11 protein-coding genes are annotated in these 15087 nt (G+C 59.4%); 5 read left to right on the top strand and 6 right to left on the bottom strand.

Annotation, left to right across the window (positions count from 1 at the left end):
* Positions 1–71 precede the first annotated feature (71 nt).
* The 4 genes from VGK27_02745 to VGK27_02730 form a co-directional block, all read right to left on the bottom strand.
* Complete coding sequence (locus VGK27_02745; GenBank protein ID HEY3489024.1) at positions 72–2858, bottom strand: PKD domain-containing protein; 2787 nt, start codon at positions 2856–2858, stop codon at positions 72–74.
* Positions 2859–3020: 162 nt separating this feature from the next.
* A complete protein-coding gene (locus VGK27_02740; GenBank protein ID HEY3489023.1) occupies positions 3021–4016 on the bottom strand; it encodes a hypothetical protein in 996 nt (331 codons plus the stop codon).
* Positions 3979–8673 (bottom strand): RHS repeat-associated core domain-containing protein, encoded by a 4695-nt coding sequence (locus tag VGK27_02735; GenBank protein ID HEY3489022.1) that lies wholly within the window; start codon positions 8671–8673, stop codon positions 3979–3981. Before VGK27_02735 ends, VGK27_02740 begins: the two co-directional genes overlap by 38 nt.
* Before the next feature lie 1209 nt (positions 8674–9882).
* Complete coding sequence (locus VGK27_02730; protein ID HEY3489021.1) at positions 9883–10080, bottom strand: hypothetical protein; 198 nt, start codon at positions 10078–10080, stop codon at positions 9883–9885.
* 160 nt (positions 10081–10240) lie between these two features.
* Here VGK27_02730 and VGK27_02725 point away from each other — a divergent pair, with 160 nt between their 5' ends.
* The 5 genes from VGK27_02725 to VGK27_02705 are packed head-to-tail and all read left to right on the top strand — an operon-like array spanning position 10241 to position 14406.
* Entirely contained in the window at positions 10241–10741 is a 501-nt protein-coding gene (locus VGK27_02725) for an L-2-amino-thiazoline-4-carboxylic acid hydrolase (protein ID HEY3489020.1), read from the top strand.
* A complete protein-coding gene (locus VGK27_02720; GenBank protein HEY3489019.1) occupies positions 10738–11076 on the top strand; it encodes a hypothetical protein in 339 nt (112 codons plus the stop codon). The genes VGK27_02725 and VGK27_02720 overlap by 4 nt, the downstream gene beginning before the upstream one ends.
* Positions 11073–11951 carry a deoxyribonuclease IV gene (locus VGK27_02715; protein HEY3489018.1) on the top strand — a complete coding sequence of 293 codons (879 nt, stop codon included), beginning with the start codon at positions 11073–11075 and terminating at the stop codon, positions 11949–11951. The genes VGK27_02720 and VGK27_02715 overlap by 4 nt, the downstream gene beginning before the upstream one ends.
* A 38-nt stretch (positions 11952–11989) precedes the next feature.
* The gene (locus VGK27_02710) at positions 11990–12691 is read left to right on the top strand and encodes a protein phosphatase 2C domain-containing protein (protein HEY3489017.1); all 702 of its coding nucleotides are present in this window, start codon (positions 11990–11992) and stop codon (positions 12689–12691) included.
* A 17-nt stretch (positions 12692–12708) separates the two neighbouring features.
* Positions 12709–14406 (top strand): mucoidy inhibitor MuiA family protein, encoded by a 1698-nt coding sequence (locus VGK27_02705; protein HEY3489016.1) that lies wholly within the window; start codon positions 12709–12711, stop codon positions 14404–14406.
* A gap of 57 nt (positions 14407–14463) precedes the next feature.
* On the opposite strand, the gene VGK27_02700 is transcribed toward VGK27_02705, so the two are convergent.
* Positions 14464–14610, bottom strand: coding sequence for a hypothetical protein (locus tag VGK27_02700; GenBank protein HEY3489015.1), 147 nt, complete (start codon positions 14608–14610; stop codon positions 14464–14466).
* Between the two features lie 2 nt (positions 14611–14612).
* Entirely contained in the window at positions 14613–14954 is a 342-nt protein-coding gene (locus VGK27_02695) for a DsrE family protein (GenBank protein HEY3489014.1), read from the bottom strand.
* Positions 14955–15087 lie beyond the last annotated feature (133 nt).

Genomic DNA, 15087 nt, shown 5'->3' with positions numbered 1-15087 from the left:
AGAAACTCCTTTTTCGATAATCGGTTCGTACAAATCAGGAACCTCGCAGGCAGGAAACCGTTATTGCCTGCCTACTTGTTCGTGATGACAGACTTGCTGAAAGTGCCGTTCACTCCATCCGCATTCTTCAGGGTCCCGCCCACTCCCAAGTTGACCTGGGTGACCGTCGAGGACGAATTGAGGAAAAACTTGATCAACGCATTCGTCCCGACCGGAATGTCCCGCAGGCCAAGTGGCGGATTGAGGATCGGGAAAGCCGTGCTGGTCGTTCCTGTCCCGGCGGCAACGGTGGCCGTCATGTCGGTGGCAATCACCGCAGTCCCGGTTCCGGTCCCTACGTTGGTCAGGACCACACGGTATTCCCGGACCGAACTGCTGTAACTGCCCACATAGGCAACGGATGCCTTGATCACCGGACCTGCCAAAACCTGCACGGGCTGGACGAATTGCGAGGAGAGTCCGTCGCTGTCGACGGCCGTGACCGTCAGGTTGTAGGTTCCCGGCGTGTTGTAGCTGAGCGTGACCGGCCCTGCGGTGGTGGTGAAGAAGTCGACGATCCCGTCTCCGTTTTGGTCCCAGTCGTACCGAACGATCGTCTTGCCCGGTGCATAGGCCGTCACGATGGCCGTCGGGGAAACCGGCGCGAACTTCTCGGCCGGGAACGTCACGGCGACGGATTGGATCGTGGGCGGCGTGTTCGGAGCAGCCGTACGGATCGGGATATCGCTGTAGGCCGAGGCGATACCGTTGTTGTCAAAGACCCGGACCCGGCCCGGGTAGTAGCCGGCCGAAGTGTAGGTGTGGGAAACGGACAGGGCTGTCGTGGTCTGGTCCACCGTGTTGTCGCCGTTAAAGTCCCATTCCGCCCGGGCGATCGTCGTGCCGGATGGAGAACCGGCCGACGGGGAGGCGTTGAGCGTAAAGGTCACCGGATACGGCGTGATTCCCGAAGTCGACGGCGTGATGGTGACCGCGTTGATGATCGGCACGACCGGTTTGCCGTCCACGTAAGACGCAAAGACCGCTGTGGTGATCCGGCCTTTCGTGTCGTAGATCTTGGCGGTCGGGACGAACTTCCCGACGCCGCTGTAAGTGTAGCTGGTGGACAGCGTCGTCGTGGTGCGGTCCACGGTCCCGTTGCCGTCGAAATCCCAATCGACTTTCGACAGGGAAGCGCCGCTTCCGTACGTCACGGCGAGTTGGAGGATCGTCGTCAGCGGCGCGAACCCGCTGGATGGCGTCGCTGTAAAGGCGGTCACCGTCGGGTTTCCGGAGCTGACGGTGATCTTGATGGTCTGATGGGTCTTGCCGCTCCAGTTGTCGACGACCTGTGCCTTGACCGTATAGGTCCCGGGCGTTTTGTAGATATACGTGGTCGAAAGGCCTTGGGTCTGCGCATCGAAGATGCCGTTGCCGTCGAAGTCCCAGTCCACGTGATCGATCGTCCCATCCGAATCCGAAGCCGCCACGGTGAAGGTGACCGGCAACGGCGGGTAGCCGGAAGTCGGCGTGGCCGTAAGCGACGTGATGCTCGGCTGGGAATTGGCGGGATAGGTGACCGAGTAGAGAGTGGCAGTGCTGGTCTGGCCCGTGCTGTCGGTAACCGTCGCCCGCGTGGTGCGGGATCCAGGAGAATTGAATGTGTACGTGGTGGTAAGGCCGGTGGTCGTGGAATCCGTAGTTCCGTTGCCGTCGAAATCCCAGTCCACCTTGGTGACGGTCCGACCCGGGGCCAACGCCGCGGCGGCCGTGAAATTGATCAGGTGCGGATGGGTTCCCGTCGTCGGGTAGCCGGTCAGGGTGGCTCGCGGCGCATGAGGCGTGGCGTACACCGTGATGGTCTGGGGAACCACGGTGACGATGCCGGAAGCATCGGTCACGATCGCTCGGGTCGTAAAGCTGCCCGCTGTCGAATACAGGTTGGATGCCGTGAAGGTAGACCCGCTCGCCCTGGTCTCCGTCTTGTTGACGATGTAGTTGCCGTTCCCGTCCAGGGCGCCAGTGTAGTTCCAGTCGACCCGGACGTTGCCCGCGGCTTCCGGATCGGTCGCTGTGAGCTGGAAATTGACCGTCAGCGGGGCGTCGCCGTCGGTCGGGGTTGCCGTGAAGTTGCTCACCACCGGGGGATGGTTCGCGGTTGTCGCCGTGATGGGTACCGAGGAGGATGCGGACGACGCGCCCAGGTTGTCGATCACCCGGACCTTGGCCGTGTAACTGCCAGACGACGTGTAGGTGTGGGAGACGGTCAACCCCGTGGTGGTCTGGTCAACCGTATTGTCCCCGTTGAAGTCCCATTGCACGGAGGCGATGGACCCGTCCGGATCGGAAGCCGCTACGGTGAAAACGACCACCAGCGGATAGACTCCCGAGGAAGGCGTTGCAACAAATGAACTGATCGTCGGGGGGAGGTTCGACATCGTGACCGAAACGGGGGTCGTTCGGAACGCCGTGGCGCCCCAATTGTCCGTTACCGTCACTTTGGCGGTATAGCTGCCCGCTGCGATGTATGTGTGAGACGCGTTCGGGGAACTCCCGCTGACAATGGAGGATCCGTCTCCGAAATCGAAAGCGTAGCTCGCGATCGAGCCGCCGGGAGCCGATGCGACGGCGGTAAGCGTCACAGGCAGCGGATAGCTCCCCGTAGCGGGCGTGGCCGTCAGGGAGGTGACCTGCGGAGGCAGAGGGGGTCTTTTTACGGTCCGGTTGCCGACGTTATCGTAGGCATACTCGATTATGGAGCCGTCGCCATACACCACTTGGTGGAGGCGGTTCAACTCGTCGTAGCGGTATTGTGTGGAAAAGCCTGCCGGGAAGGCGGCCGAGGACAAGACGGCAACGCCGATCACCGCAAGAAACAACTTAAGAAGTCCTCTTTTCAATCCGAAACTCATATCCTCGGCCTCCAGGCACAGATAAATGACTACCTGCCTTGATGATTCCGCAAAGCTCCTTCAACCAATTTCACAATTAATCGCAATCGCTACGTCCAATATAGATATCATCAATTCTGCATTAACGGATTAGTATTTGATAGCATCCAATTCAATTATCGGAGATGTGAGATCCTTATGAACTATTCTATAAATTGTATTTCCCTCCCCATCAATCAGCAAATATGAATATCCCCCAGGTAACGCAATTTTATATTCTTTCTTCTCACTTAATATTAATATCCCTGAATCTTCCCCATTGTCTTTTTCTAGTACAAACCCTGCAGTCGGGCTATATATTTTTGATCCATTCATTATTTGGTATCCCTTCTTTGCTATTGGTAAAGTCTTTATTACCCAATTCATTTTATCAGTCTTGCCAATTGGCACGATCCCAAATTCAATTTCTGAAATCATTGATGTAGGATCAACCCATGTCAATAAAAGGTTATAATTTGAAATGACTGCCACCAATCTCAACGCAATCCCGGGAAATAACTTCTTTCTTCCAAGCATATATCTTCTTTTATCTTCAATTTTATTCATTACATATTTTGGAACTTCCCATACCTTATTGCCATATGCGTCGTACAATACTCCACAACTGAAGATCTGCCCTTTTAAACGTATAGGCCAGTCATAAGTCCATATGAATTGATCACAACTAGTAATTGATTTGGAAAATGATCGGCCAGATATAGCAATTCCAGCCAACTCTTTTGATATTGTGAAATCTGAATCTTTATATATCAACGACCCATCGGAATATATATTATCAAATTGCACCGAATGCTTTTTCCATCCGGACGGCTTTGAATATCTACACATGAACAGTTTGCTGTTTTCTTTTGTTATAGTGCCTTCTATATCTGACAAAGAGTACTTCACTGTCTTATCGCTTTTTTTATACAATATATATATATAGCCTGCGTCAAACCAAGCCTTTTCAATTGTGTAGCTGGAATAGGTTTTATTCGCAGCGCTTCCTAGCATAGACACAGATAGTACAAGGCACACAGAAGTGAAGGCAACAATTATTTTAATCATGTTATTTATAACAGGAGCAATTAATTTTAATATCTCCACCGATTGCTGCTCTCATCATCTCTACGGATAATTTTAATAACGCAGGAGTTAAGCTATTAATATCTTCTTTCGAGGTTGGAAGCGCTCCATGTTTGTAAAAATCAGTAATATTCCATTTTTGAAAATCGGCGTGGGGTGGAGAAGTGGAATCCATGATGGCATGCAGTCCAAATCCAATGTCGAAATATGCCTGCCCTATGTCGACTGATGCTTCAGCCGCCGCAATGCTGTCAACAACAAAATACCTTAACATTTCACACGCGCTTTTTTTACTTAGAGAAGAGGAACTCATGGCATGCATATAAGAATGTGCGGCATCTTGATATTTCCAACTATCTGCCTCCCTTGATCCCAATTCCATTTCTTTTATCATATCTATATTTAGGCCCATTTCTTTTCCAAATTCTTCGATTATTGCATTGTGAGCATCTGTAGACCACAAACCTGTTACATCTGTTTCTGAAATAGAGTTATTCTTGGCGTAAGCATATATATTTATCCCACCGCGTATTCCTATAGGATCCGCCTCCACATACCTCCCTGTCTTCGGATCGTAATCACGGTGGAAGTTGTAATTCAGCCCTGTTTCCTGATCGTAGTACTGTCCAGGGAAACGCAGATTGTTCTCCACCGTCTTCAGTGGCGTGCCCGCCTCGTTCCCGAACGGGTCCGAATCCACCCGCCAGACGACATTCCGTGCCGCATCCGTCATCACCTTCGGTGTCCCAAGGTGGTCGAGGTGGTAGTAGGAGGCGGCTTCGCTCACCCCCTGTTTGCGCACCTGCACCAGCGGTTGCACCCCTCGGTACACGTAGTCCACCAGCAGATGTCCCAAAACGTCCGTCTCTTCGATCAGCCGATCAGAGATATCGTAGTGAAAAACGGTCGACGTCCCGCCGACGGTTTTGAGCACCCGCCGCCCCTTGCCGTCGTAACCGTACTGGCCTTTCAGCACACCTTGGTCAAAGAGCTGGATCAGCCGCTGGTTCTGGTTGTAGACGAGCGTGCGCGAACCGGCGAGGTTCGTGTTGCCGACGTTATCGTAGACGTACTGGCTGGGAATACCCGCATCCGTCACGGTTGCCAGCCGGTTGGCCTGATATGCGTAAGTCGTGGTGTTCATGTCGGGAGGTAGGAGCGGCGTCGTGCGAAGCCGATCGTTGATCGAGAGGATGTTTCCGGTTGGGTCGTACTGGTAGGAGTAGCCCATCACGCCAGGCGCATCAATGGTCGACACTCGCCCAACATTGTCGTAGGAGAACGACTGCACGATCCCGTTGCCCAGGGTGTAGGACAGGGGAAGGCCCGTATTGTCATAGGCAAAACTTCCCGCCAGGTTGGCCGCCGAGCCGTTCACCGGGCCGGTGACGCCCGTCACGCGCCGGAGGGCGTCGAACGTATAGTCGACTGTCCGTCCGTTGGGATAGGTGATCGCCGAAAGATTGCCCACGTTGTCGTATCCGTACCCGGTGGTGTAAAGGATCCCCAGGATGTTTTTCTGCTCCTGAACGATGCGGCCCAAGGCATCGTACTGGTAGGTCGTCACGCCGGCAGGATCGACCATCCCGGTCAAGCGCCCCTTTCCGAAGGATGAGGCGGGGGAATCGTAGCTGAAGGTGATGTTCTGGGCCTGATCGGGGAATGCAACTCCCGTCAGGCGGGCGGTTGTGTCGTAGGTATAAGTGATCGTCGTCCCATTGGCGTCGATTCGAGAATGGAGCGTGCCGTCAAGGTTGTAAAGGTTGGTCGTCGACCCCGTGTCGGGGGAAGCGGTGCGGGACAGTTTCCCCGTGTTGTCGTAAGCGTAGTGCGTGCGGTTCCCGTTGGCGTCGAACACGTTGTCGGTTTGGCCCGCAGGCGTGAAGTCGAACCAGGTTAGCCCGCCCCGCGCATCAACCTGCGCATAAAGCCGGGAGGAAGGATCGTAGAAATACTGCATCGTGTGCCCGTTGTTGTCGGTCGCCGTCGCCAGATTCCCGCGGGCGTCGTACGTGTAGGTCGAAAAAGCCCCGGCAGGATCGGTGACTTTCGTCTTGCGACCGAGCAGGTCGTACTCGTAGCGCGTCGTGCGCCCGGCCGGATCCGTGACCTCCATAAGCCGGTCTTTGCCGCCCCCGCAGGAGGAGCAGCCGCTCCCACCGTAGCTGTTGACCGTGATGCCTCCCAACGGATTGATCGTCTTTGTCAGGTGCCCCTTCGAATCGTATTCGAAGGTGATGATTTTTCCGTTGGCGTCGGTCTCCGAAATCCTGTTGCCGTTGGCGTCGTAGCCGTACGACGTTTTATGCCCCAGCGGATCGGTGACGGACTTCAGGCGGGCGTTGCCGTCGTAGACATAGGTCGTGACCGCCCCGTTGGCGTCGGTGCGCTGGAGCAGATTGCCGTTGTTGTCGTAGACGAACCCAATCGTGTTGCCCGTGGCGTTATCGGTCGCGCTCGCGACATTCCCAATCGGATCGTAGGTATACGAGGTGATGCGCCCTTGCGGATCGACCGTCCGGAGGACGTACCCATTCGCGTTATAGTCGCTGTGAGTCGTAGCACCCGTCGGGTCGGTCGTATCAGTCAGGTTGCCATGAGCATCGTAGAAAAACTGCGTGGTGTTGTTGGCCGGATCAGTGCTGCTCGTCATCCGGCCGAAATTGTCGTAGGTGTAGGTGGTAGTGCTCTCCATCGGATCGGTCGCAGTGAGCGTGTCGCCGAGGTCGTCGTAGGTGTAGTTCGTCACGCCACCGTCCGGATCGGTCGATGAAGTCAGATTCCGGAAATCGTCGTAGACGTTCCACTGGCTCTTTCCGTCAGGATCCTGCTTTTGCAGGAGTGTTCCCCCGAGCCGGTCGTACCGCCAGTACCAGACACCGCCGTCCTTTTCCGTCACGGTAGAAATGGCCGACGCGGAATCGTAGACGATCCGCTTCTCGCCTCCTTCGGGATCGAGGGAATAATTGACCCGCCCCTGATCGTCGTACTGGTACGTGGTCGTGTTATTGAGCGGATCGGTCCTGGTTTGCATCCGTCCCCACGTGGGGTCATAGATAAACGTCGAGGCGCTGTTGTCGGGTGCCACAATCCGCTGCAAATGATCACGGAACGCATCGTCGTATTCGAACGCAAAGACCCGGCCGCCAGGCGCGATCACGTGGGCGAGGCGGTTGTCGCTGTTGTAGTTCAGCGTGGTCACCCGTCCGGCAGGATCGGTGATGGCGGTCAGATCTCCGTAGGCCGGATCGTATGTCAAATTTACGCCGTTGCCGTTCTTGTCCTCGATCCGGATGAATTTCCCGTTACCGTCGAAGAGATAGCTCCCGCCGTCCTTGAGATAAATCTCGGAGGCATTGTCGGCCGCCACCAGATACGGGTAGTAGGCAGTTCGGGGATGATAGATATTGTCGCCGGGATTTAGGAGAAGAAGCGTCTGGCTTCCGTCCCCTTCCGTCAGGGTGTAAGCATCGACGCCGGACGCGGCGAGAGAGACGTTGTAACTGTGCGTCCAGCCTTTCCCAAGGGGGAAGGAAGAACCGTCGAAACTGTTGTAGGTAAGCGCAAAAGAGGCCGGCAAAGCACCGCCTCGGACGGAAAACAGCTCCTGCGTGTGCGATAGGCTCCCGGAGGCAATGTTGGCTGTGGAACCGAATGGTGCACGTATGGGGCAAGTCTCATCGTTCACGACATTGACCTTCACAGTGCTGACCGCGCTGCAGTTGTCGGGCGTATTGGCCGTAAGCGTGGCGATATAGCTCGCCGCAGGGGCCAGAGCATGGTCGTCGCATACGCCGTTCCAGACGATGGTGCCCAGGTTCAATCCCGTTCCCGACCAGCTTTTGACGACGGCGCCGCCCGCCTGTTTGGTCAGCACGAGATTCCAGGTGACGTTACCGGGAGTGGATGCATAGGTGGCCGACGTGATCAAGGCGTTGAAAGTAACGTTGTCACCCGCCGACGTATTGATCGTCGTGTTGTCTGTGCGATTATTGGCCGTGAGGGTTGCGATGGCCAGATCGCAATAGAGCGGATCAGTGATGATGGTTTCCCAGTACTGTTCTCGGCCTCCAGCCAAAACATAATTGAAACCATCGCCCCACCTATTAGGGTAATAGAAATATTTGGCGATAAATCCATGATGGCCTTCGGTTGAATAAATTACAGGAATTGTTATGTTGTTAACTGTTGACGGATACCATGGCTGAATAGAAGTAGAATACAACCATTGATTAATTACAGTTCCACCAGTTGATGGATCTATGAATGGCCTTCTTGTAACAGGGTCCAACACTAAATCACCAACGAGTAACATGCAATCATACCCTTTTAGTGTCATGTTTACATTGAACGCGTTGTTTTTATATGCACTTATTGGATAATTTATGATCATCTTTCCATCTGGGGAAGTCGTGTATTGCGTGTATTTGAGGGGCAATAAGGGCTGTTCGGATGATACTGACATCTGAGCGGCACTTTTCAACGGCGTGAACGGATTGGCAGCGGCGTTTTGCGCCGCAAGAGAATCGTGGCATGCCCTGCAGTCGCTGATCGACCTGGCAGTACTAATACCGGGGCAGTTGGGCAATGACCGATTGCCCCCATAGGTTGCTCCGGCAATCATCCACAAGGTCAGCATGTGCAGGAACAGCAACCCGGCGATCTTTCTTACAGGCATCCTCTTGATCCTTTCCCCGGCAATTCGTAATCGGTCTCTCCGAGGCGGAATGACCCATGAAGAAAAAGGGTATTTCCCATCTCTGAGATCCGATACGGTCGGGATAGAAATTCTCGATTGAGTTTCGGAAATCGAAGGGGAGGAAACGGCATTCAACATGAGAATGGCGGATTTATGCGCGAGCAGCTTCCCCGCACTTCTCCTCTCGTTGGCCTGGCAAGCGCACGACAAACGGCACAAGATTGGGACGACAACGAATGAGTCAAAGCGGCGGCGACAGCAATTAACTGTAGAGTCGCAGGGACGCTATCAGGTCACAATAGAAGGTGTCAATCCTTTTCGACGGCAACATCTCCTTCTGCCATCATTTCCTCGCCGGTCGCAAGGAAGTCTCGCAATCATCTCGATACTTGGCGCCTACCCGAAGTGACAGGTGACAAACGATTCCGATAGCTGAAGTGTGGCACGGCCGAAGGCGAGGTCTCTGCGGCGCGCTTGGGCCTTCCAAGGGGACTTATCCCCTGGTCAGTTTGGTACGGAATAAGCAGTTTGGGGTGAAAACAGTGGCCGATTTGGCCTCTGAATGGTGGCCGAATTGGGGCGGAATACGCAGTAAATAAACGGAAAGAAGGCCGGGTCTGTCGCTCCTTCCCGTTCCCGCCGGATGGTTCACCAGTGAGCGGTCGCTACACCCACTTTTAGCAGATATAACAGGAGCACCCCAGAACCATCATCCGACGCCGGCAGCTATGAGTTGTACAAAATAAGTTGCGAACAGCAAGCCCAGTATTGGCGCTGCTTTTTGTGGGTTCTGGCGTTGGGCGCGGCGGGTTATGAACAGAATCGCTGGTTTCCGGAACTGGCCACCAACACGCAGAAGGAATGGCTAGTCTTCAAAATGAATTTCGACGTCGGCGAGCTTGGATTCGGGGGTACCGCCGTGGTTCAGGACATAATGCAGCCGCATGGTGCGACCTCCTTCGGGTTGGGTTCCCCGACGGGAGGTCAACAATTGTGCCAGTACGTGGGAGCGGACTCCGGACGTCGCCAAAACGGGCGGACAAGGGGGGTTAACCGGGATAAGGTTTCTCGGGAACGCGGCACCGAACCCCGGGCTCCCCGGCCGCGACGTCCTGACCCCGGTCGTCAACTCGGCGATCGAAGGCCGAAATTCGAACAGTCCCTCAAGGAAGCAGGGGGCGCGCCGGTTCAGGCCAGACGGGCTTCCCGGGAGTCGACGACGATCCGGTAGGCATCCTGGTCGTTCGACCCATAGAGCTTGCGGGCGAGGCGCACGAGGCCCAACAGGTTGTCCTGCCGTCCCTTGGTGCGCCGCTCGGTGACCCATCCGACCGGGATGCGGGTCTTGCGGACGTAATCCACCTGGTACACTGTGACCTGTTTCATTCGAACACCGCCGTTCCGACAGGATTCACGACCTGATCCCATAACTTTAGATGAATTGCGCCAGCGAAGGATACGGGAATTATCCCCGGAAAAAAGAAGTTCAGCCTTTCGCCGTTCGCCCTTACTATAATCTTTTGCATCCCATCGTCTGGAGAATAGCATGTCCGAGACTGCACAGAGGGTGGCGGAAGCCACCCGGCAACGCGCCGCCGTTTACGCCCACCTGTTCCGGGTGTTGAAGAAAAAACTGGGCGAACAGGCCGCGATCGACCTGATGAGCGAGGCCATCTTCGAATACGGGAAGGACAAGTCGGCGAAGGGATATTCCTCCGAGGCGCGCGGGGGCGATCTTCACGCGGCGGCGGCCGAGTTCGTGGCGCCCGATCCCGTCAAGGAATTCCAGTTCGCCCCCCGCATCGTGTCCGAGAGCGACGACGAGGTGGTGATCGCGATGTCCGGCTGCCCGCTCGTCGACGAGTGGCGGGAGATGGGACTCTCGCCCGACGAGATCGCCACGCTGTGCCGGATCTCCCGTGCGGTCGACCACGGCACGTGGGAAGGCGCGCTGGGCTGCGGCCTCTGCTTCGAGGGGACGCGTGGCGAAGGGCGGGGCGAATGCGTCCTGCACGTCAAGAAACGGATCGGGGGCGTCGCCGTATGATCAAGAAGAGGGATCTCGCATTCATCGTTCCCGCGGTGGCGGTCGTCGCCTTCCTGGCGTACCTTTCGACACGGGGGCAGGAGCGGTTCATCCCGCGCATCCCGCCGCACGTCGCGGCGATCGGGATCGAGGATCGCGCGCAGGCCGACGCGTACTGCTTCTCGTGCCACAACCCGGCGGCCCCGAAGGACGGCGCGCCGCCGATGCCGCCGCTCGTGAAGGAAACCGACAAGACGCCCGCGCCCACGATGGGCAACGAGGGCGCCGGCGGCAAGAAGCACCCCATCCGCACCAAGAACTGCCGGCTCTGCCACCGGCTCGAACGGAAGAAGTGACCGCTCCCGCCCGAAAGCCGCCCATGGGCGCCCACGTGTCCATCGCGGGCGGCGTCGCCACCGCACCGGCGCGCGGCGAGAAGATCGGCGCCGACGTCGTGCAGATCTTCTCGAAGCACGGCCAGCGCTGGGAAGGCAAGGCCATCGAGCCCGACGATGTGCAGGGATTCCGGGCCGAGTCCCGAAGGACCGGCGTGCGAACCGTGGCGGTCCATTGCGCCTACCTGATCAACCTCGCCTCCTCGAAGGAGGAGGTCCGCACCCGCTCCCTTTATGCCCTCGAGGACGAGGCTTCGCGCGCGGCGCTGCTCGGCATCCCCAACCTCGTGATGCACCCCGGCTCCAGCGGGGAGGACTCCGAGGAGGATGGCATCGCGCGGATCGTCTCCGGCCTGAAGGCCTTCGGGCGATTCCCCGAGGGCGTGTCGCTTCTGCTCGAGAACACGGCGGGGCAGGGCGCGTCGCTCGGCAAGACGATGGAGCAACTCCGCCGCATGCTCGACGGGATCGGCAATCCCCCGGACATCGCGGTCTGCCTCGACAGCGCCCATCTCTTCGAGGCGGGACACGACCTGGCCGACCCGGCGCGCTGGGCCGATTTCAAGGGCGAGCTCGACCGCACCGGCATCCTGCCGCTTGTCCGGATGTGGCACATCAACGATTCGAAGACGGGGCTCGCCAGCCGCGTCGACCGGCACGAGCACGTCGGGCGGGGCAAGCTCGGGCTCGAGGCGTTCCGCCACATCGTGAACGATCCCGTCTTCCGCGAGCTTCCCCTCATCCTCGAGACGCCCAAGGACGGGGCCGACGAATACGAGATGGATCTCGTCAACCTGGCCGCCCTTCGGGCGCTCGTCTCCCCCGCGTCGCGCTGATCCGCATGTCTCCCCTTTCCGTGTCCGGAATAACCGATGTGGGCCTTCGCCGGACGAACAACGAGGACGCCTTCGCCCTCTTGCCCGAAACCGGCGTCTTCGCCGTCGCCGACGGCATCGGGGGCGCCGAGATGGGGGAAGTCGCCAGCGCGATCTTCGTCGAGGCGGCCTGCCGCGCCGCCGCCGCGGGCGGCCCCGCCTCCGAGACGGAGGCGGCCGAGTTGATCCGTGGGGTCTTCCGGGAAGCCAATCAGGCGATCCTGGCCGTCGCGCTCGAGGATGCCGGCCGAGCGGGGATGGGGTGCACCGCCGAGGTGGCGATGTTCATCCGGAACCGCTTCGTCGTGGGACACGTGGGCGACAGCCGGACCTATCTGTTCGCCGGGGGGCGCCTCCGGCGGATCACGCGGGACCACTCCCCCGTCCAGGACCAGATCGACGCCGGCCTCCTCACCGAGGAAGCGGCCCGCAACCATCCCCTGCGCCACATGATCTCCCGGGCCGTGGGCACGGCGGAGGGCGCCGAGCCGGACATCTCCGGGGGAGCGCTGGGTGCGGGGGAAGCGCTGCTGCTCTGTTCCGACGGGCTCGTCGACATGGTCGACGACGCCGGGATCGAATCGGTCCTGGCGGCCCCGGGCACCCCCGAACAAAAGGTCGCCCGGCTGGTCGCGCTCGCCAACGAGCGGGGCGGAAGCGACAACGTCACGGTCGTCCTGTGCGAATGGTCCGACATCTGAAGATCCGGAGGGGCACGATGCGAAGATTCCCGGTCCGCGTTCCCGCGTTCATTATCCTGGCGATTCCGTTCCTGGCGAGCATGCCGGCCTTCGCCGCCCGCGCCGAGGTCTACCCGTCGAAGGTGACGCAGGCGATCCTCTATCCCGACATGGCGGAGGTGACCCGGACGATCCCGGTCGACCCGCCGTCGTCGGTCGTGGTGCTCGAGGGGCTTCCGGCCGGTCTTCAGCCCGCCTCGCTTGCGGCCAAGGTGACGGCCGGACAGGCGACGATCGTCGGCTTCTCCGTCGAGGACACCTTCCGCACCGAGCCTGCGGTCGAAAAGGTGCGCGACCTCGAAAAGAAGATCGAGGCGCTCAACGACGCGAAGCGGGTAGCGGAGGGCGCGATCCGGGCGAGCCGCCGCGAGCAGGAGCTGCTCGACCAGGGGATCCAGGCGGTCTACCGGGGCGAGCCGGGAGATGCGACACCCAAAGACAAGGCACGCCCGTCGCGGCTGACGCCGGCCGAGATCGAGGCCGCGCTCGCCCTGTTCCGGGGCCGCGTCGATTCGATCGACGGGGCGCTGCTCAAGCGGGAGCAGGAGATTCGCACGCTCGACCGGGAGATTGTCGCCGCGCAGCAGGAGCTCGACAAGGTGCGCAACCCCGAGCCGCTGCGGCAGAAGAAGATCACGATCCAGCTTTCCCGCTCAGCTTCGTGCAAGGTTGCGCTCACCTACCTGACCACGGGTGCGGGCTTTGCACCGCGATACAACGTTCGCCTCTCGCCCGGCTCGGGCGCGCTGGCGTTCGAGCTGGCGGGCGACGCCTGGCAGCGAACGGGCGAGGACTGGGTCGATGCGGCGATGAAGGTTTCGACCGTTCGTCCCGGCCGGATGGCGCAACTTCCGCCGCTGCCGCCCTGGGAGATCGACTTCAAGGCGCCCCCCGAGCCGCCGCGCGCCATGATGAAGCTCGAGAAGTCGGCCCGGCCGATGGCCTCCATGGCGGCCGGTCGTGGGAAGGCACTCGATGAGCTGAATGATATGGCGGGGGCCGAGCCGCCTCCGCCGCCCGTGCCGTCGCCGTTGCGTCGCTTCGCCTCGTTCGAGGTGACGCTCGACGGGCCCCAGGCGCTTCCCGGCAGCGGCGAGAAGAAGTCGTTCCTGCTGGCGAAACGCGAGCAGCAGGCATCCGTCTCGTGGCTCTCGATCCCGAAGGTCGCCGACGGCGCCTTCGTCACCGCGGAAGGGACCAACGGGACCGGCCTTCCCCTGATTTCCGCCCCGGCCGCGCTCTTCCTCGAGGACGCCTTCATCGGCAGCGGCTTCGTCACCGACGCGTCGGGCCGCCCGGCCGAGGTGCCCGAGGGTGCGGCGTTCCGCATCGGCTTCGGCAAGGATCCGTCGCTCCAGGCGATCCGGAAGGAGACGCTGCGCCAGAAGGACGAGGGGGGCGTCTTCGGCCGCTTCAAGCGCATCCGATACCGCTACGAGTACACCGTGACGAACTTCCGGAAGGAGCCGGCGACGCTGACGATGCTCGACCGGATCCCCGTGGCGCATTCCAGGGAGATCGAGATCAAGGACGTCGAGGCGCCGGGGGCGAAGATCGGCGGCAAGGAGGCGGGCGAAGTGCGCTGGGAGCTGCCGCTCGCGGCGGGCGAAAAGAAGACGCTGACGCTTACGTTCGCGGTCGAATACCCGATCGATAAGGACGTCGACGGGCTGTAGTCACCTTCCGGAAGCGCCCGGGGACGGCATCGGCCGTCCCTCGGGCGCTCCCTTTCCTCACCCCATCCCGATGCACGACAGACACAGCATGCAGGCATTGAACATGACCTCGCCCATCTCGTCGTGGAAGATCCCGAAGACGACGAGCGCGACCGCCGCGGACAGGGTACCGGCGAACAGGGCGATGCGTCTTCGGGGCGTCATCGTCATACGCTGACGACTTTGCTTGCCGCGGCGATCGCGGCGAGGATGTCGGGCATGCCCTTGATCTCGCCCGCTTCCACCTTCGAGAGCAGGCCGAAATAGTCGAGGCAGGTGCGGCAAAGGAACAGATCCGTGCCCCGCTCCGACAGTTGCCGGAGCGCGTCGAGGACCGGCGAGCCGGTGCAGGCGAGCTTCACCCCTTCGCCGTAGAAGAGCAGCTTGCCCGGCGGTGTCTCCTCCCTGGCCAGAAGTCCGGCGAAGTTGGTGACGAGCAGGCGCCGGAGCTCGGGTGGCGCATCGCCGAGCCCGTTGCGTGTGAACAGGATTGCAGTGTTGCGGTCCATTGCGTGGATACCTCCCATTTGGACGTTGCGGGGGTGCATCCAGGGAGACGGCGGTGGGTGGGGCGGAAGAGGCTGGCGTTGTCAATGACGCGCTGACGGGCGATCCTGCGCGAATGAGGCGATCCCCCTTCCG

It is taken from the genome of Candidatus Deferrimicrobiaceae bacterium, from assembly GCA_036504035.1.
Classification (GTDB): domain Bacteria; phylum Desulfobacterota; class Deferrimicrobia; order Deferrimicrobiales; family Deferrimicrobiaceae; genus JANXPS01.
Note: the sequence above shows the minus strand (reverse complement) of the source record. Positions and strands in the feature narration are given on the sequence as shown.